Annotated in this window: 13 protein-coding genes and 1 pseudogene; 12 read left to right on the forward strand and 2 right to left on the reverse strand. The window is 72.2% G+C overall.

Annotated features, from left to right (window positions below):
- Positions 1-251: 251 nt before the first annotated feature.
- Both ACIG0D_RS00325 and ACIG0D_RS00330 read left to right on the forward strand, forming a co-directional pair.
- Positions 252-1,667, forward strand: a complete 1,416-nt coding sequence (locus ACIG0D_RS00325; RefSeq protein WP_399795369.1) for an NAD-dependent malic enzyme — start codon at positions 252-254, stop codon at positions 1,665-1,667.
- A gap of 372 nt (positions 1,668-2,039) precedes the next feature.
- Positions 2,040-2,321, forward strand: coding sequence for an HU family DNA-binding protein (locus ACIG0D_RS00330; protein WP_003990598.1), 282 nt, complete (start codon positions 2,040-2,042; stop codon positions 2,319-2,321).
- A 168-nt stretch (positions 2,322-2,489) separates the two neighbouring features.
- Here ACIG0D_RS00330 and murA read toward each other — a convergent pair whose 3' ends face one another.
- Complete coding sequence (gene murA, locus ACIG0D_RS00335; protein ID WP_165999223.1) at positions 2,490-3,830, reverse strand: UDP-N-acetylglucosamine 1-carboxyvinyltransferase; 1,341 nt, start codon at positions 3,828-3,830, stop codon at positions 2,490-2,492.
- 268 nt (positions 3,831-4,098) lie between these two features.
- Here murA and ACIG0D_RS00340 point away from each other — a divergent pair, with 268 nt between their 5' ends.
- From ACIG0D_RS00340 to ACIG0D_RS00385, 10 genes and pseudogenes are all read left to right on the forward strand, one after another.
- Positions 4,099-4,671, forward strand: coding sequence for a YqgE/AlgH family protein (locus ACIG0D_RS00340; RefSeq protein WP_365759516.1), 573 nt, complete (start codon positions 4,099-4,101; stop codon positions 4,669-4,671).
- 30 nt (positions 4,672-4,701) lie between these two features.
- Positions 4,702-4,983: a DUF3039 domain-containing protein gene (locus ACIG0D_RS00345; protein ID WP_165999219.1), complete on the forward strand. Its 282-nt coding sequence runs from the start codon at positions 4,702-4,704 to the stop codon at positions 4,981-4,983.
- Between the two features lie 188 nt (positions 4,984-5,171).
- The gene (locus tag ACIG0D_RS00350; RefSeq protein ID WP_399795371.1) at positions 5,172-6,464 is read left to right on the forward strand and encodes an extracellular solute-binding protein; all 1,293 of its coding nucleotides are present in this window, start codon (positions 5,172-5,174) and stop codon (positions 6,462-6,464) included.
- 59 nt (positions 6,465-6,523) lie between these two features.
- Positions 6,524-7,423, forward strand: a complete 900-nt coding sequence (locus ACIG0D_RS00355) for a carbohydrate ABC transporter permease (RefSeq protein ID WP_399795372.1) — start codon at positions 6,524-6,526, stop codon at positions 7,421-7,423.
- The gene (locus tag ACIG0D_RS00360) at positions 7,420-8,265 is read left to right on the forward strand and encodes a carbohydrate ABC transporter permease (protein ID WP_399795373.1); all 846 of its coding nucleotides are present in this window, start codon (positions 7,420-7,422) and stop codon (positions 8,263-8,265) included. The genes ACIG0D_RS00355 and ACIG0D_RS00360 overlap by 4 nt, the downstream gene beginning before the upstream one ends.
- 4 nt (positions 8,266-8,269) lie before the next feature.
- Entirely contained in the window at positions 8,270-9,898 is a 1,629-nt protein-coding gene (locus ACIG0D_RS00365; protein ID WP_399795374.1) for a beta-N-acetylhexosaminidase, read from the forward strand.
- Between the two features lie 280 nt (positions 9,899-10,178).
- Complete coding sequence (locus ACIG0D_RS00370; protein ID WP_399795375.1) at positions 10,179-11,072, forward strand: FAD binding domain-containing protein; 894 nt, start codon at positions 10,179-10,181, stop codon at positions 11,070-11,072.
- Positions 11,069-13,099, forward strand: coding sequence for a 2Fe-2S iron-sulfur cluster-binding protein (locus ACIG0D_RS00375; protein ID WP_399795376.1), 2,031 nt, complete (start codon positions 11,069-11,071; stop codon positions 13,097-13,099). The genes ACIG0D_RS00370 and ACIG0D_RS00375 overlap by 4 nt, the downstream gene beginning before the upstream one ends.
- Positions 13,096-15,426 (forward strand): xanthine dehydrogenase family protein molybdopterin-binding subunit, encoded by a 2,331-nt coding sequence (locus tag ACIG0D_RS00380; RefSeq protein ID WP_399795377.1) that lies wholly within the window; start codon positions 13,096-13,098, stop codon positions 15,424-15,426. The genes ACIG0D_RS00375 and ACIG0D_RS00380 overlap by 4 nt, the downstream gene beginning before the upstream one ends.
- A 97-nt stretch (positions 15,427-15,523) precedes the next feature.
- Positions 15,524-16,021: pseudogene (locus tag ACIG0D_RS00385) on the forward strand (SUKH-4 family immunity protein); the annotation flags it as partial.
- A 268-nt stretch (positions 16,022-16,289) separates the two neighbouring features.
- Here the strand turns inward: ACIG0D_RS00385 and ACIG0D_RS00390 are convergent.
- Positions 16,290-16,643: a hypothetical protein gene (locus tag ACIG0D_RS00390; RefSeq protein WP_399795378.1), complete on the reverse strand. Its 354-nt coding sequence runs from the start codon at positions 16,641-16,643 to the stop codon at positions 16,290-16,292.
- Position 16,644: the final 1 nt, after the last annotated feature.

Consider the following 16,644-nt stretch of genomic DNA (forward strand, 5'->3'; position numbering starts at 1 on the left):
TGCCGCGAGGCGAGCATGGCGGGTCGGTGTCATGAACGTACGAAGAGGCCCACGTCCGATGTGACGTGGGCCTCTTTGTTGCTCTTCGACTGGCTGATCGATTCTCGTATCGTGGAAGATGTTTTCCGAAGTCGTCCACGCCCCTGTGAACAAAACGTCCGCAATCCGGGGCGACTACTACCTACTCGGTGGTAGGTGCGACGATCGGACGGCACAACTTCGCGACACGGTGAAAGCAGAGGAAGTCGGCCATGGCAACGGCGCCCAGCGTCTCCTACTCGATGACCATCCGGTTGGAGGTGCCCGCGAGCGGAACCGCCGTCTCGCAGCTCACCACCGCGGTGGAGTCCTCCGGAGGCTCGGTGACCGGCCTCGACGTCACCGCGTCCGGCCACGAGAAGCTCCGTATCGACGTGACGATCGCGGCCAGCTCGACCGCGCACGCCGACGAGATCGTGGGCAAGCTCCGCACCATCGAGGGCGTCACCCTCGGCAAGGTCTCCGACCGTACGTTCCTGATGCACCTCGGCGGCAAGATCGAGATGGCGTCGAAGCACCCCATCCGCAACCGTGACGACCTGTCCATGGTCTACACGCCGGGTGTGGCCCGCGTCTGCATGGCCATCGCCGAGAACCCCGAGGACGCGCGGCGTCTGACGATCAAGCGCAACTCCGTTGCGGTCGTGACGGACGGCTCCGCCGTGCTGGGCCTCGGCAACATCGGCCCCAAGGCCGCGCTGCCCGTCATGGAGGGCAAGGCCGCCCTCTTCAAGCGCTTCGCCGGCATCGACGCCTGGCCGATCTGCCTCGACACCCAGGACACCGACGCCATCGTCGAGATCGTCAAGGCGATCGCCCCCGGCTTCGCCGGCATCAATCTCGAGGACATCTCCGCGCCCCGCTGCTTCGAGATCGAGGCCCGGCTGCGCGAGGCCCTCGACATCCCCGTCTTCCACGACGACCAGCACGGCACCGCCATCGTCGTGCTCGCCGCCCTCACCAACGCCCTGCGCGTGGTGGGCAAGGGAGTCGGCGACGTCCGCGTGGTCATGTCCGGCGCCGGCGCGGCCGGTACGGCCATCCTCAAGCTGCTGCTCGCCGCCGGCGTCAAGCACGCCGTCGTCGCCGACATCCACGGTGTGGTGCACGCCGGCCGCGAGGACCTGGTCGACGCCGCCCCCGACTCGGCGCTGCGCTGGATCGCCGACAACACCAACCCCGAGGGCATCACCGGCACCCTCAAGGAGGCCGTGCGCGGCGCCGACGTCTTCATCGGCGTCTCCGCCCCCAACGTCCTCGACGGCGACGACGTGGCCGCCATGGCCGACGACGCCATCGTGTTCGCGCTCGCGAACCCCGACCCCGAGGTCGACCCGGCAATCGCCCGTCAGACGGCCGCAGTTGTGGCCACCGGCCGCTCCGACTTCCCGAACCAGATCAACAACGTGCTGGTCTTCCCGGGCGTCTTCCGCGGCCTGCTGGACGCCCAGTCCCGCACCGTCAACACCGAGATGATGCTCGCCGCCGCGAAGGCCCTCGCGGACGTCGTCACCGAGGACGAGCTGAACCCGAACTACATCGTCCCGTCCGTCTTCAACGACAAGGTCGCGGGCGCCGTGGCCGGTGCCGTGCGGGACGCGGCGAAGGCGGCCGGAGCCACCGCCTGAGACCTCGCCGGGCCCCTTCGCGGGCTGTGAGGATCGCCACGGCGGGCCGGGATTCCGGCGCGTCGTGGAACCAAGCGGGCCCGCCCGCCCTCTAGGGTGGGCGGGCCGTCGGCCGCCGCCATCCGGGTGGACGGCCGGTCACGGGCGCTCTTCGTGTGACTCCCAAGGGTGTTCTCACGACTCCAACGGGTGCCGGATTGGCTTTCCCGCCGCAGGTAGGGGCAGGATGCGGTCCTGGGCGCGAGCGTCTGACGACGGACCCCGGGTCCGGGACCCGTCCGAGGGCCCTGGCAGCATCGGCTTCGCTGTGCCCGCGATGCGGCTCCGCCGCGTGGCACGCCCCAACAGCAAGAAGAACACGGGAGTAACAACATGAACCGCAGTGAGCTGGTGGCCGCGCTGGCCGACCGCGCCGAGGTGACCCGCAAGGACGCCGACGCCGTGCTGGCCGCGTTCGCCGACGTCGTCGGCGACATCGTCTCCAAGGGGGACGAGAAGGTCACCATCCCCGGCTTCCTGACCTTCGAGCGCACCCACCGTGCCGCTCGCACCGCGCGCAACCCGCAGACCGGTGAGCCGATCCAGATCCCGGCCGGGTACAGCGTGAAGGTCTCCGCGGGCTCCAAGCTCAAGGAAGCGGCCAAGGGCAAGTAAGCGCTCCGCTGTGAGCGCCGGGTGACTGCGGGCCGTCCCGCGGCTTACGGGCCGCCGGTGGCCGGCCGCGCAGTTCCCCGCGCCCCTCGCAGGGGCGTTCCACCACACGCCGATGGGGCGGTCACCCGAGTCCGGGTGACCGCCCCATCGGCGATTGCGCGGTGCGTGTCAGCCGAGGGCCTTGCCCGGCAGCTCCACCTTCGCGCCCAGCTCCACGAGCTTCTCCATGAAGTTCTCGTAGCCGCGGTTGATCAGGTCGATGCCGTGGACCCGGGACGTGCCCTGGGCCGCCAGGGCCGCGATGAGGTACGAGAAGCCGCCGCGCAGGTCGGGGATGACCAGGTCGGCGCCCTGGAGCCGGGTGGGGCCGGAGACGACCGCGGAGTGCAGGAAGTTGCGCTGGCCGAAGCGGCAGTCGGAGCCGCCGAGGCACTCGCGGTAGAGCTGGATGTGGGCGCCCATCTGGTTCAGCGCCGAGGTGAAGCCGAGGCGGGACTCGTAGACCGTCTCGTGGATGATGGACAGGCCCGTGGCCTGCGTCAGGGCCACGACCAGGGGCTGCTGCCAGTCGGTCTGGAAGCCGGGGTGCACGTCCGTCTCCAGGGCGATGGACTTCAGCTGCCCGCCCGGGTGCCAGAAACGGATGCCCTCGTCGTCGATCTCGAAGGCGCCGCCCACCTTCCGGTAGGTGTTCAGGAACGTCATCATCGAGCGCTGCTGGGCGCCGCGGACGTAGATGTCGCCCTCGGTCGCCAGCGCCGCGGACGCCCAGGAGGCGGCCTCCAGCCGGTCCGGGAGGGCGCGGTGGGTGTAGCCGCCCAGCTTGTCCACACCGGTGATGCGGATCGTGCGGTCGGTGTCCATCGCGATGATGGCGCCCATCTTCTGCAGGACGCAGATCAGGTCCTCGATCTCCGGCTCCACGGCCGCGTTCGAGAGTTCCGTCACGCCCTCGGCGAGCACCGCGGTCAGCAGTACCTGCTCGGTCGCGCCGACCGACGGGTACGGCAGCCGGATCTTGGTGCCGCGCAGCCGCTGCGGGGCCTCCAGGTACTGGCCGTCCGCGCGCTTCTCGATGGTCGCGCCGAACTGCCGCAGCACGTCGAAGTGGAAGTCGATGGGCCGGCCGCCGATGTCGCAGCCGCCGAGGCCCGGGATGAAGGCGTGACCGAGGCGGTGCAGCAGCGGCCCGCAGAACAGGATCGGGATACGGCTCGAGCCCGCGTGCGCGTCGATGTCGGCCACGTTGGCGCTCTCGACGTGGGTCGGGTCGAGCACCAGCTCGCCCGGCTCCTCGCCCGGACGGACCGTCACCCCGTGCAGCTGGAGCAGTCCGCGCACCACGCGCACGTCACGGATGTCCGGAACGTTGCGCAGCCGGCTCGGCGCGCTGCCCAGCAGCGCTGCGACCATGGCCTTCGGCACGAGGTTCTTCGCGCCGCGGACACGGATCTCGCCCTCCAGCGGGGTTCCGCCGTGGACAAGCAGGACATCGTCGTTGACGGTCATGAATCTCGCGTTCCGTGGGAGTGTTCGGGGCAGGGCAGGAGAGACAGAGTAATCGCCGTGGACCCCCCTCCTGTAAGCCCGATGACCGCTTGGTCACGTCATAGGTGTGTCACAACACGAACCGTTCCCTATCGGGCACATGGGGTCACGGACGCCCGGGGCGGGAGGCCGCCGTGCGCGCGGGGCGCACCGGTGCGCCCGGTGTGCCTTCACCCGGGCATCCGGATTGCCTCCCCACACCGGGGGAAGATGCGGGATCATGTCTGGCATGACCGAGGTGTCCTCGCTCACAGGGCGGCTGCTCGTGGCCACGCCCGCCCTGGCGGACCCGAACTTCGACCGCGCGGTGGTGCTCCTTCTCGACCACGACGAGGAGGGTTCCCTCGGTGTCGTCCTCAACCGTCCGACGCCGGTGGGAGTGGGCGACATCCTGGAGGGCTGGGCGGACCTGGCCGGCGAGCCCGGCGTGGTCTTCCAGGGCGGCCCGGTGTCACTGGACTCGGCCCTCGGGGTCGCCGTCGTCCCGGGCGGCGGATCCGGGGAGGCCGACCCGCTGGGCTGGCGCCGGGTGTACGGCGCGATCGGTCTCGTCGACCTGGAGGCCCCGCCGGAACTCCTCGCCTCCGCCCTCGGCTCGCTGCGGATCTTCGCCGGGTACGCCGGCTGGGGACCGGGCCAGCTGGAGGACGAGCTGGTCGACGGCGCGTGGTACGTGGTGGAGTCCGAGCCCGGCGACGTCTCCTCGCCTGCCCCCGAGAGGCTCTGGCGGGAGGTGCTGCGCCGGCAGCGCAACGAGCTGGCGATGGTGGCCACGTATCCCGACGACCCTTCGCTCAACTGAAGCATGTGAGCTTCAGTACCCTTGGGTCCTATGAGCACTCTCGAGCCCGAGCGCGGGACTGGTACGGGGACCCTCGTAGAGCCGACGCCGCAGGTGTCCCATGGCGACGGTGATCACGAGCGCTTCGCCCACTACGTCCAGAAGGACAAGATCATGGCGAGCGCCCTCGACGGCACTCCCGTCGTGGCGCTGTGCGGCAAGGTCTGGGTGCCGGGCCGCGACCCGAAGAAGTACCCCGTGTGTCCCCTGTGCAAGGAGATCTACGAGTCCATGGGCGCCGGCGGTGACGACAAGGGCAAGGGCGACAAGTAACCCTTCCGCCGTGTCCCGCTGATGCTCGGCGAGGCCCCCTGGGCGCGTTTCAGGCGCGCTCGGGGGGCCTTTCGTGTGTCACGAACTGGTGGAGACCTCTTGTCGTCATGTTCATGTAGTCCTTAGCCTCCCTGTGTTGTGCAGAGCGAAATCCCCATTGCGTATGCTGCAACGCTCGGAGGCTTTCCATGAAGCACCCCGCCCGGCTGGCCGTGCTCCTGGCCGTCCTGGCCGCCACCGCCTGCGCCCCCCAGACCTCGGACACCTCCGCCTCGGGCAAGGACGCCAAGACCGGCACCCTGCGGGTCTGGCTCTTCCGGGAGGTCGACAACGGGCCCAAGGAACGGGTCGTCGAGGCGGTCGTGGACCGCTTCGAGAAGGACCACGACGGCACCGAGGTGTCCGTCGAGTACATCCCCGTCGAGACCCGCGCCCAGCGCGTCAGGGCCGCCTTCAACGACCCCGCGTCCGCGCCCGACGTCATCGAGTACGGCAACACCGACACCGCCGGCCATGTGAAGGACGGCGGCCTCGCGGACGTCAGCGAGGAGTTCGCCGCCTGGCGCGAGGCCGCCGACACCGACCCGACCGCCCGGCAGTCGGTGACCGTCGACGGCAGGGTCTACGGCGCCCCGTTCTTCGTCGGCGTACGCGCTCTCTACTACCGCACCGACGTCTTCGCCGACCTCGGCCTCGAAGTGCCGCGAACCCTGGACGAGTTGGCCGACACGGCGCGACGGATCCGGGCCGCCCGGCCCGACCTGTACGGCCTCGTCGTCGGCGGCGCCTACACCTACGGCGCGCTGCCGTTCGTCTGGGCCCACGGCGGCGAACTCGCCACCCGCCGCGGCGACTCGTACACCGCCGCCCTCGACAGCCCCGCCGCGCGGCGCGGCATCGCGGCGTACACCGCCCTCTTCGGCGACGACAACTGCCCCGCCGCCAAGTGCGCCGGCATGGGCGGCAACGACACGGTCACCGCCTTCGCCTCCGGCAAGGCGGGCATGGCGATCGGCGGCGACTTCAGCCACGCGGCCGTCGAGGCGGGCGCGGTCAAGGGCAAGTACGCCGTGGTGCCCCTCCCAGGGGTGAAGTCCGGGGAGATCGCGCCCGCGTTCGCCGGGGGCAACAACATCGGCGTGCTGAAGAGCACCGGGCACCGGACCCTCGCCGTCGAGCTGATGAAGCGCCTCGCGTCCAAGGACACCCAGGGCCGGCTCTTCGACGCGATGGGCTTTCTGCCGACGTTCACGGACGTACGGCGGGACGTGGCCGCGAAGGAGCCGTTCGTGAAGCCCTTCGTGCGGACACTGGCCGCCGGGACGAAGTTCGTGCCCGTCTCGCCCGCGTGGGCGCGGATCGACTCCTCGCTGGTGCTGCCGACGATGTTCCAGGAGATCGTCAGCGGCCGGAAGGACGTGGCCGCGGCCTCGCGGGAGGCGGCGCGGAAGATGGACGACGCGTTCGGCTCCGCCGGGTGAGGGGGGTGCCTGCGGAGGTGGGGGGTGCCGTGCGCCGGCGGGTGCGGGTGAGTGGGGGCTTGTCGCGCAGTTCCCCGCGCCCCTGGGGGCGTTCCACCGTCCCTTGGGTCTATCTCGCCCCCGCTCTGGTCGTCCTCGGCGGGCTGCTCGTCTATCCCGTCTACCAGCTCGGGCTCATCTCGCTGTTCGAGTACACGCAGGCGCAGGTCAGCGGTGGGGAGCCGACCTCCTTCCGGGGGGTCGGCAACTACGCGGTCCTCTTCCGGGACCCGCAGTTCTGGCAGGTGCTGCTGGCGACCGTGGTGTTCGCGGGCGCCTGTGTGGTGGGCACCCTGGTGGTGGGGTGCGCGCTCGCCGTGCTGCTGACGCGGGTGCGGGCGCTGCCCCGGCTGGCGCTGATGCTGGCCGCGCTGGGGGCGTGGGCGACCCCGGCGGTCACCGGGTCGACGGTGTGGCTGCTGCTCTTCGACCCGGACTTCGGGCCGGTGAACCGGGTGCTGGGACTCGGCGACCACTCCTGGACGTACGGCCGGTACAGCGCGTTCCTGCTGGTGCTGCTCGAAGTGGTGTGGTGCTCCTTCCCGTTCGTGATGGTGACGGTGTACGCGGGCATCCGCGCGGTGCCGACCGAGGTGCTGGAGGCCGCCGCGCTGGACGGGGCCTCGCAGTGGCGGATCTGGCGGTCGGTACTGGTGCCCCTGCTCCGCCCGATCCTGGCGATCGTGACGATCCAGTCGGTGATCTGGGACTTCAAGGTCTTCACCCAGATCTACGTCATGACGGGCGGCGGCGGCATAGCCGGACAGAACCTGGTGCTGAACGTCTACGCCTACCAACGGGCGTTCGCGTCCTCCGAGTACAGCCTCGGCGCGGCGATCGGCGTCGTGATGCTGCTGATCCTGCTCGTCGTGACGCTCGGGTATCTGCGGCTGCTGCGCCGGCAGGGGGAGGAACTGTGAAATCCGTGAGAGTTCTCGTGCGGCGGCCCTGGCGGCCGGCCGCCGAGACGGCCGCGCTGCTGGTGGCGGCCGTCGTGGCCTTCCCGCTGTACTGGATGGTGCTGAGCGCCGTCCGGCCGGCCGGGGAGATCGAGTCGAGCGAGCCGCGGCCCTGGACGCTCGCCCCCTCGCTGGAATCCTTCCGACGGGTCTTCGGACAGCAGGAATTCGGCCGTTACTTCCTCAACAGCCTGCTCGTCGCGGGCACCGTGGTGATCGTTTCCGGGCTGATCGCGTTTCTCGCGGCGACCGCCGTGACGCGATTCCGGTTCCGCTTCCGGACCACCCTGCTGATCATGTTTCTGGTGGCCCAGATGGTGCCGGTGGAAGCGCTCACCATCCCGCTGTTCTTCCTCATGCGGGACTTCGGCCAGTTGAACACGCTCGGGTCGCTGATCCTGCCGCACATCGCCTTCTCGCTGCCGTTCGCGATCTGGATGCTGCGGGGGTTCCTGAAGGCGGTTCCGCAGGCGCTGGAGGAGGCCGCGTACATCGACGGGGCGAGCCGGGCGCGATTCCTGTGGCAGATCCTTTTCCCGCTCGTCTTCCCGGGCCTCGTGGCCACCAGTGTGTTCTCCTTCATCTCCGCCTGGAACGACTTCCTGTTCGCCAAGTCGTTCATCATCAGCGACACCTCCCAGTCGACCCTGCCGATGGCCCTGCTGGTCTTCTACAAACCCGAGGATCCGGACTGGGGCGGCGTGATGGCGGCGTCCACGGTGATGACGATTCCGGTGCTGGTGTTCTTCGTACTCGTACAGCGACGGCTGGTCTCCGGGCTGGGCGGAGCGGTAAAGGACTGACGACATGGGATTCGAGGATCTGATTCCGGCTCCGCGCGACGGGTGGTGGGTGCCGCCCACGCGGGGGGTGTTCCCGCTGGACGAGGAGACCGCGCTCCACGCGGAACCCGGCACCGAGCGGGTCGCGCACTGGCTGCGCGCCACCCTGGGCGCCGCCACCGGGCTGCCGCTCACCGAGGGCCGCGACGACAACGGCATCGTGCTGCGCGTCGACCCCGGGCTGGCGCCGGAGGCGTACCGCCTGACGGTCGACGGATACGCGATCCGGATCGACGGCGGGAGCGCGGCCGGCGTCTTCTGGGGCGCGCAGACCTTCCGTCAGCTGCTCGGCCCCGACGCCTTCCGGCGGGCGCCGGTCGATCCGGCCCGGCGGCGGTGGGACGTGCCGATGGTGGTGATCGAGGACGGTCCCCGCTTCCGCTGGCGCGGCCTCCTGCTCGACGTCGCCCGGCACTTCATGCCGAAGGACGGGGTCCTGCGCTACCTCGACCTGATGGCCGTGCACAAACTCAACGTCTTCCACTTCCACTTGACCGACGACCAGGGGTGGCGGATCGAGATCAGGAAGTACCCCCGGCTGACCGAGACCGGCTCCTGGCGGGAGCGGACGAAATTCGGTCACCGCGCCTCACCGCTGTGGGAGGAGAAGCCGCACGGTGGCTTCTACACCCAGGACGACATCCGGGAGATCGTCGCCTACGCCGCCGAGCGGCATATCACCGTCGTCCCGGAAATCGACGTACCGGGCCACTCGCAGGCCGCCATCGCGGCGTATCCGGAACTCGGGAACACCGACGTCATCGACACCACCGCCCTGACCGTCTGGGACAACTGGGGGATCTCTCCCAACGTACTCGCCCCCACCGACAACACCCTGCGCTTCTACGAGGACGTCTTCGAGGAAGTGCTGGAGCTGTTCCCGTCGCGGTTCATTCACGTCGGCGGCGACGAATGCCCGAAGGACCAGTGGCGGCGGTCGGCCGTGGCACAGGCGCGCATCAAGGAACTCGGGCTGGCCGGCGAGGACGGGCTCCAGGCGTGGTTCATCGGCCACTTCGACCGCTGGCTCGCCGCGCGCGGGCGCCGGCTCATCGGCTGGGACGAGATCCTGGAGGGCGGTCTCGCGGCGGGCGCGGCGGTGTCCTCGTGGCGGGGCTACGCGGGCGGGGTGACGGCCGCGCGCGCGGGGCACGGCGTCGTCATGTGCCCCGAGCAGCAGGTCTATCTCGACCACCGGCAGGACGCGGGAGCGGACGAGCCGGTCCCCATCGGCTACGTCCGCACCCTGGAGGACGTCTACCGGTTCGAGCCGGTTCCCCCGGAGTTGACGCCCGAGGAGGCCCGGCACGTGCTCGGCACCCAGGCCAATGTGTGGACCGAGGTGATGGAGGACTCCGCGCGGGTGGACTACCAGGTCTTCCCTCGGCTCGCCGCCTTCGCGGAGGTCGCCTGGAGCGCGCTGCCCGCCCCGCGCGAGCGGGACTTCGCGGACTTCGAGCGGCGGATGGCCGCCCACTACCGGCGGCTCGACGCCCTCGGCGTGGCCTACCGGCCGCCCGCCGGGCCGCGCCCGTGGCAGCGCCGGCCGGGCGTCCTCGGACGCCCGATCGACGGGCCGCCCCCGAACAGGTGAGGGGACCGGCAAAGGAACGAGGGAACGAGGAAGGAACAGGCAAGGGAACAAGTAAAGGGAGAAAATCCGGCAACTTCACCGAAGAGGTGCAATCCGCGCGCACCGGAGCAGCCGTGTGGAAACGGACCAACCCCCCGGTGAGGTGGGCGAATGCCTCCTAGCGGACCCCCGCGTTCGGGCCCTGCGAAGATGTGCCAGAGTTGCCACGTCCGCCCTGTCAGCACGTACCGTACGGCAGCACAGGCGGGACCAGGTGGGGCAGCGGGAAGGGGCAGCCGGTTTGACCACGCACGCACCGCAGGCGGCGCAGGCCGTCACCCTGCCCGCCACGCTCGACGAGGCCGTGGCGGCGCTCACCGCGATGCCCGCCGCGGTCCCGGTGGCGGGCGGCACCGACCTCATGACCGCCGTCAACTCCGGGCAGCTCAGGCCCGCCGGACTGGTCGGTCTCGGCCGGATCAGCGAGATCCGCGGCTGGCAGTACCAGGACGGCCACGCCCTGCTCGGCGCGGGCCTCACCCACGCGCGGATGGGCCGCCCCGACTTCGCCGCCCTCATCCCCGCGCTCGCCGCCGCCGCGCGCGCCGCCGGTCCGCCGCACATCCGCAACGCGGGCACCCTGGGCGGCAACATCGCCTCCGCCGCGCCCACCGGCGACGCGCTGCCGGTGCTGGCCGCGCTGGAGGCGACCCTGATCATCGCGGGTCCGGGCGGCGCCCGCCGGGAGATCCCCGTGTCGCACCTGCTGGCCGGGATGGACATGCTGCGCGGCGGCGAACTCATCGGCTACGTGCGCGTGCCGCTGCTGCACGCCCCGCAGGTGTTCCTGAAGGCGACCGGCCGTACCGGCCCCGGGCGGGCCGTCGCCTCCGTCGCCCTGGTCCTCGACCCCGCGCGGCGCGGTGTGCGCTGCGCGGTGGGCGCCATAGCGCCGATGCCGCTGCGGCCCCTGGAGGCCGAGCAGTGGGTCGCCCAGCTCATCGACTGGGACAACGACCGCGCGATCGTGCCCGAGGCGCTGCACGCCTTCGGCGAGTACGTCGCCGCGGCCTGCATCCCCGACCCGGCCCCCGCCGAGGACGGCTCCGTGACACCGCTGCCGCCCGCCGTACTGCACCTGCGGCGCACCGTCGCCGCGCTGGCCCGACGAGCACTGGGGAGGGCGCTGTCGTGACCGACGACCAGCACGCAGACCGGTACGGAGAGGGCACGCCCCAGGGGGGCGGACGCTGGGACCCGCTGCCCCAGGGCGACTACGACGACGGCGCCACCGCGTTCGTGAAGCTGCCCGAGGGCGGCATCGACGCGCTCCTCGCCTCCTCCGACAGCCCGCTGGCCGCGCCCGGCCACGGCTATGTGCCCCCGCCCATAACGGTCACGCCGGCCACCACCGCGGGCACCGACCCGGCGGCCACCGGCACCTGGTCCATGCCCGCGGGCGGCGTCCAGTGGCCCGACCCGAACGCGGTGCCCCAGCAGGACGCCGCGCACGACCAGTTCACCTACGAGCCCGGCGCGACCGGGCAGTGGGCCTACGAGACGTACGACGAGACGGCCGGGACGGCAGGCACGACCGGGGCGGCCGGGACCGGCGAGACGGCCCCGGTGCCGCCCGCGCCCGGCCACGACGTGACCGGCCAGTGGTCGATCCCCGTCGCCGGGGGCGACCTCCCGGACGAGTCCGGCGAGTTCACCACGTCCGCCCTGGTCGAGCAGTGGGGCGGCACCCCGCCCGCCACCCTGCCCGGCGGCGCGCCCGCGCCCTGGGCGACGCACGGCGCGGGACAGCCGTGGGCGCAGCAGGCGACGGCCGGGGACGGCGGTACGCCCGCGCACGGCACGTACGCCGGACACCTTCCGCAGACCGGGGCTCCGGCCGCCCACGAGCCGACCGACCCGGCCGGCCCCCCGCAGAGCGCCGCAGAGGCCGTCTCCGGGCCCGCTGAGGCTCCCGGGGCCACCGAGGGTGCCGGTACGGCCACGGAGGGCTCCACGGGCGCGGAGAACGCCGCGGAGGGGCCCGCGGAGGCGTCCCCGGAGGACGGGTACGCGCCGCAGGGACAGCCGGGCCCCGAGCCTGGGCACGAGCAGCACGCGGAGGAGCAGCCGGGCTACGCCGCGCAGGGCGAGCAGCCCGACTACGCCGCGCAGGGCGAGGATCAGGCGGGCACCGAGACCGGATACGCCCCGCAGGGCGAGGATCAGCCGCGCGCGGAGTCTGGGCACGCCCCGCACGCCGACGGCCGGCCGGAGCCCCAGAACGCCGGACAGGCCCCGGACGCGGAGGCCGCCTCGGCCACCCGGCCCGAGGCCCAGCCGCAGCCCCAGCCCACCGCCGGAGACGGCGTGCCCGCCGGGGACGCCCCGTCCTCCCCCTCGGAAGGCGCGGCCCCGGACGCCGAGGCCGGAGCCCCCGCCGAGCAGGACCAGGCAGCGGCGACCTCGGAACCGGACCCCGCGCGGGACACCGCTTCCGCGCCCGCCGAGGAACCCCCCGCGCCCCCGGCCGACGAGCACCCCCTCGCGTCCTACGTGCTGCGCGTCAACGGCAGCGACCGCCCCGTCACCGACGCGTGGATCGGCGAGTCGCTGCTGTACGTGCTGCGTGAGCGGCTGGGGCTCGCGGGCGCCAAGGACGGCTGCTCGCAGGGCGAGTGCGGGGCGTGCAACGTGCAGGTCGACGGGCGGCTCGTGGCCTCCTGTCTGGTGCCCGCGGTGACCGCCGCCGGCAGCGAGGTCCGTACCGTCGAGGGCCTGGCCGTCGACGGGCAGCCCTCGGACGTGCAGCGGGCGCTCGCCCGGTGCGGCGCCGTGCAGTGCGGGTTCTGCGTGCCCGGCATGGCGATGACCGTGCACGACCTGCTGGAGGGCAACCCCGCGCCGACCGAGCTGGAGACCCGCCAGGCGCTGTGCGGCAACCTCTGCCGCTGCTCCGGCTACCGCGGGGTCGTCGAGGCCGTCAAGGAGGTCGTCGCCGAACGCGACGCGCACGCCGCCGCCGAGGCCGCCGAGCCGGCCGAGGCCGCCGAACACGGCGCCGGGGACGCCCGTATCCCGCACCAGGCGGGCCCGGGCGCCGGAAGCGTCAACCCGTCGGCGTTCGAGCCGTTCGGATCGCACGGCCAGCCGCACCAGCAAGCGCATCAGCCGCACCATCCGCCGTACGGACAGGGACAGGGACAGGACGGAGGCCAGGCGTGAGCAACGAAGCCGCCACCGCGACCACCGCGACCGCGGCCGGCGCCGCGGAGGCCGGCCCCGCCCCGGAGCCGATCCCGCACGGCCTCGGCTCCTCCCTGCCCGCCGCCGACGCGCGCGCCAAGACCGAGGGCACCTTCCCGTACGCGGCCGACCTGTGGGCCGAGGGCCTGCTGTGGGCGGCCGTGCTGCGCGCCCCGCACGCGCACGCGCGCATCAAGTCGATCGACACCACGCACGCGCGCGCGATGCCCGGTGTCCGCGCGGTCGTCACCCACGAGGACGTGCCCGGCAGACCGCTGTACGGCCGGGGCAAGGCCGACCGTCCGGTCTTCGCCTCCGACGTGGTCCGCCACCACGGCGAGCCCATCGCCGCCGTCGCCGCCGACCACCCGGACACCGCGCGGATGGCCGCCGCGGCCGTCATCGTCGAGTACGACGTCCTCGACCCGGTGACCGACCCGGAGCAGGCCTTCGAGGCGGAGCCGCTGCACCCCGACGGCAACCTGATCCGGCACATCCCGCTGCGCCACGGCGACCCGCAGGCGCACGGCGAGGTCGTCGTCGAGGGCCTGTACCGCATCGGCCGCCAGGACCCGGCCCCCATCGGCGCCGAGGCGGGCCTCGCCGTGCCGCGCCCGGACGGCGGCGTGGAGCTGTACGTGGCCTCCACCGACCCGCACACCGACCGCGACACCGCCGCCGCCTGCTACGGCCTGGAGCCCGAGCGCGTCAAGGTCGTCGTCACCGGCGTCCCCGGCGCCACCGCCGACCGGGAGGACCAGGGCTTCCAGCTGCCGCTCGGCCTGCTCGCCCTGAAGACCGGCTGCCCGGTGAAACTCACCGCCACGCGGGAGGAGTCCTTCCTCGGGCACGTCCACCGCCACCCGACCCTGCTGCGCTACCGCCACCACGCGGACGCCGAGGGCAGGCTGGTGAAGGTCGAGGCGCAGATCCTGCTCGACGCGGGCGCGTACGCGGACACCTCGTCGGACGCGCTTGCCGCGGCGGTGTCCTTCGCCTGCGGGCCGTACGTCGTCCCCAACGCCTTCATCGAGGGCTGGGCCGTGCGCACCAACAACCCGCCCTCCGGCCATGTGCGCGGCGAGGGCGCGATGCAGGTCTGCGCCGCGTACGAGGCGCAGATGGACAAGCTGGCGAAGAAGCTCGGCATCGACCCGGCGGAGCTGCGGCTGCGCAACGTCATGGCGACGGGCGACGTCCTGCCCACCGGCCAGACGGTGACCTGCCCGGCGCCGGTCGCCGAACTGCTCCAGGCGGTACGCGACTTCCCCCTCCCGCCGCTGCCGAAGGACACCCCCGAGGAGCAGTGGCTGCTGCCCGGCGGCCCCGAGGGCGCGGGCGAGCCGGGCGCGGTGCGCCGGGGCGTGGGCTACGGCCTGGGCATGGTGCACATGCTCGGCGCGGAGGGCGCCGACGAGGTCTCCACGGCCACGGTGAAGGTCCAGGACGGGGTGGCGACGGTGCTGTGCGCGGCCGTCGAGACCGGCCAGGGCTTCTCCACGCTGGCCCGGCAGATCGTCCAGGAGATCCTGGGCGTCGACGAGGTCCACGTGGCGCCCGTCGACACCGACCAGCCCCCCGCCGGGGCGGGCTGCCGCGGCCGGCACACGTGGGTCTCGGGCGGCGCGGTGGAGCGCGCGGCGAAGATGGTCCGTACGCAGCTCCTCCAGCCGCTGGCGCAGAAGTTCGGCATGTCCACCGAGCTGCTGCAGGTCGCCGACGGGAAAATCACGTCCTACGACGGTGTCCTGTCGACCACGGTCGCCGAGGCGCTGGAGGGCAAGGAGCTGTGGGCGACCGCGCAGTGCCGCCCGCACCCGACGGAGCCGCTGGACGAAGCCGGGCAGGGCGACGCGTTCGTGGGTCTCGCCTTCTGCGCGATCCGCGCGGTGGTCGACGTCGACATCGAACTGGGCTCGGTACGCGTGGTGGAGCTGGCGGTCGCCCAGGACGTCGGCCGGGTGCTGAACCCCGCCCAGCTCGCCGCCCGGATCGAGGCCGGTGTCACCCAGGGCGTCGGCATCGCGCTCACCGAGAACCTGCGCACCCCGCGCGGCGTGATACGGCACCCCGACCTCACCGGCTACGCCCTGCCGACGGCCCTCGACGCGCCGGACATCCGGATCGTCAAGCTGGTCGAGGAGCGGGACGTGGTCGCGCCGTTCGGCGCGAAGGCGGTCAGCGCGGTGCCGGTGGTGGCGTCGCCGGCGGCGATCGCGTCGGCGGTGCGGGCGGCGACGGGCCGCCCGGTGAACCGGCTGCCGATCCGCCCGCAGGCGGCGGTGGTGACGACGCCGGCGCAGTAAGCCCCGGAATCGCGCTGTTCGCCCTGGTCAGGGCGATTGTCAGTGGCGCCGCGTAGTGTTTCTTCCCATGAGCACGACCGGCGCCGTCGTCACGGCGATCAGCACCCCGGCCACCGCATCGGGCCTCGCCCTCGACCTGCCCGCGCGCCTGCTGGACCAGGAGTTCGGCCGGGGCCGCGTGGCCCGCTTCGAGGACGTCGACTTCCCCGCGACGCTCACCCACGAACCCACCCGCCGCTTCCTCCGCGAGACGGGCCTGCCCGAGGACGAGATCCTCTTCTCCCTCGACACGGACCTCCCCCTGCCGACCCTCACGGAGTACTACACCGACGAGGAATACACAGGCGACTTCCCCCTCGACCAACTCCCGGCCGAAGCCGACCACTTGATACGCCTGGGCCGCCTCATCGGAGACGCGGGCCTGGTGGTCGAGGGCACAACCGGCGAAATCCTCCGCTGGACCGAGATGGAGGCCCGCCTGGACCCCCTGAACCGAGACGTCTCGGAACTGGTCCTGGCCCTGTGCCTGTTGCGCACGGGCGGCGCGGAGGCAATGGGAGGCATAGAGGCCGTGGCGGGAATCGAACCCGCGTAACTCGCTTGGCGATCACCAGTGGGGAACCCCGAGGTCCGGTGGCCGGGGCATGGTTTCGGGGCTCCCGTCCGTGGTGGCTACCCCACAGTGCGGCCGCCGGCGGCTCGTCGCGTGTCCCTGTACGTCCGTCCCAGCCGGTCGGCGATCTCGCAGGGAAGATGCGCGTTCCGGCCGTCTTCGTTAACCGTCACGCAGGTGGAGCAGCAGGCGCAGTGCTCCCCGAGCGCAGCGAAGGCCGCCTGTGCGGGAGTCACGTCGCCGCACCGGATCACTCGTACTCACTCCCCTCGTCGGTGTCGGGCTCGTCGTACGGCGGGATGCGATCGCCCCGGCTCTCCGCGATCCTGAGCAAGTCAGTGATCGACTCGCATAGACGGCGGACAAGGAACCGAACCTCATCGGGCGTGGGGTTCTCCAAGTCCACGATCATCGAGAGGGCCAGCTCGCGGATCACTGTGGCCGTCTCGATCTGCTGGGCCTCCACTTCGTCGGCGAGCCGGGACAGGGGAGAGGCCGTGCCGTCCGTCACGAGATGAGCCGGCCTCCCCTCGGGCCCGGTCCACGGCAGCAGACGCAGATGTCGGATGACGACGGCCGGGGTACTGCCGGACTGTGGGCTCATG

This window comes from Streptomyces sp. NPDC052773 (assembly GCF_044547145.1).
GTDB lineage: Bacteria > Actinomycetota > Actinomycetes > Streptomycetales > Streptomycetaceae > Streptomyces.

What these genes read in the sequence shown, in the direction of transcription:
- ACIG0D_RS00325 (WP_399795369.1), top strand. Translation starts at nt 252, where the DNA reads ATGGCAACGGCGCCCAGCGTCTCCTACTCGATGACCATCCGGTTGGAG.
- ACIG0D_RS00330 (WP_003990598.1), top strand. Translation starts at nt 2,040, where the DNA reads ATGAACCGCAGTGAGCTGGTGGCCGCGCTGGCCGACCGCGCCGAGGTG.
- murA (WP_165999223.1), bottom strand. Translation starts at nt 3,830, where the DNA reads ATGACCGTCAACGACGATGTCCTGCTTGTCCACGGCGGAACCCCGCTG.
- ACIG0D_RS00340 (WP_365759516.1), top strand. Translation starts at nt 4,099, where the DNA reads ATGACCGAGGTGTCCTCGCTCACAGGGCGGCTGCTCGTGGCCACGCCC.
- ACIG0D_RS00345 (WP_165999219.1), top strand. Translation starts at nt 4,702, where the DNA reads ATGAGCACTCTCGAGCCCGAGCGCGGGACTGGTACGGGGACCCTCGTA.
- ACIG0D_RS00350 (WP_399795371.1), top strand. Translation starts at nt 5,172, where the DNA reads ATGAAGCACCCCGCCCGGCTGGCCGTGCTCCTGGCCGTCCTGGCCGCC.
- ACIG0D_RS00365 (WP_399795374.1), top strand. Translation starts at nt 8,270, where the DNA reads ATGGGATTCGAGGATCTGATTCCGGCTCCGCGCGACGGGTGGTGGGTG.
- ACIG0D_RS00390 (WP_399795378.1), bottom strand. Translation starts at nt 16,643, where the DNA reads ATGAGCCCACAGTCCGGCAGTACCCCGGCCGTCGTCATCCGACATCTG.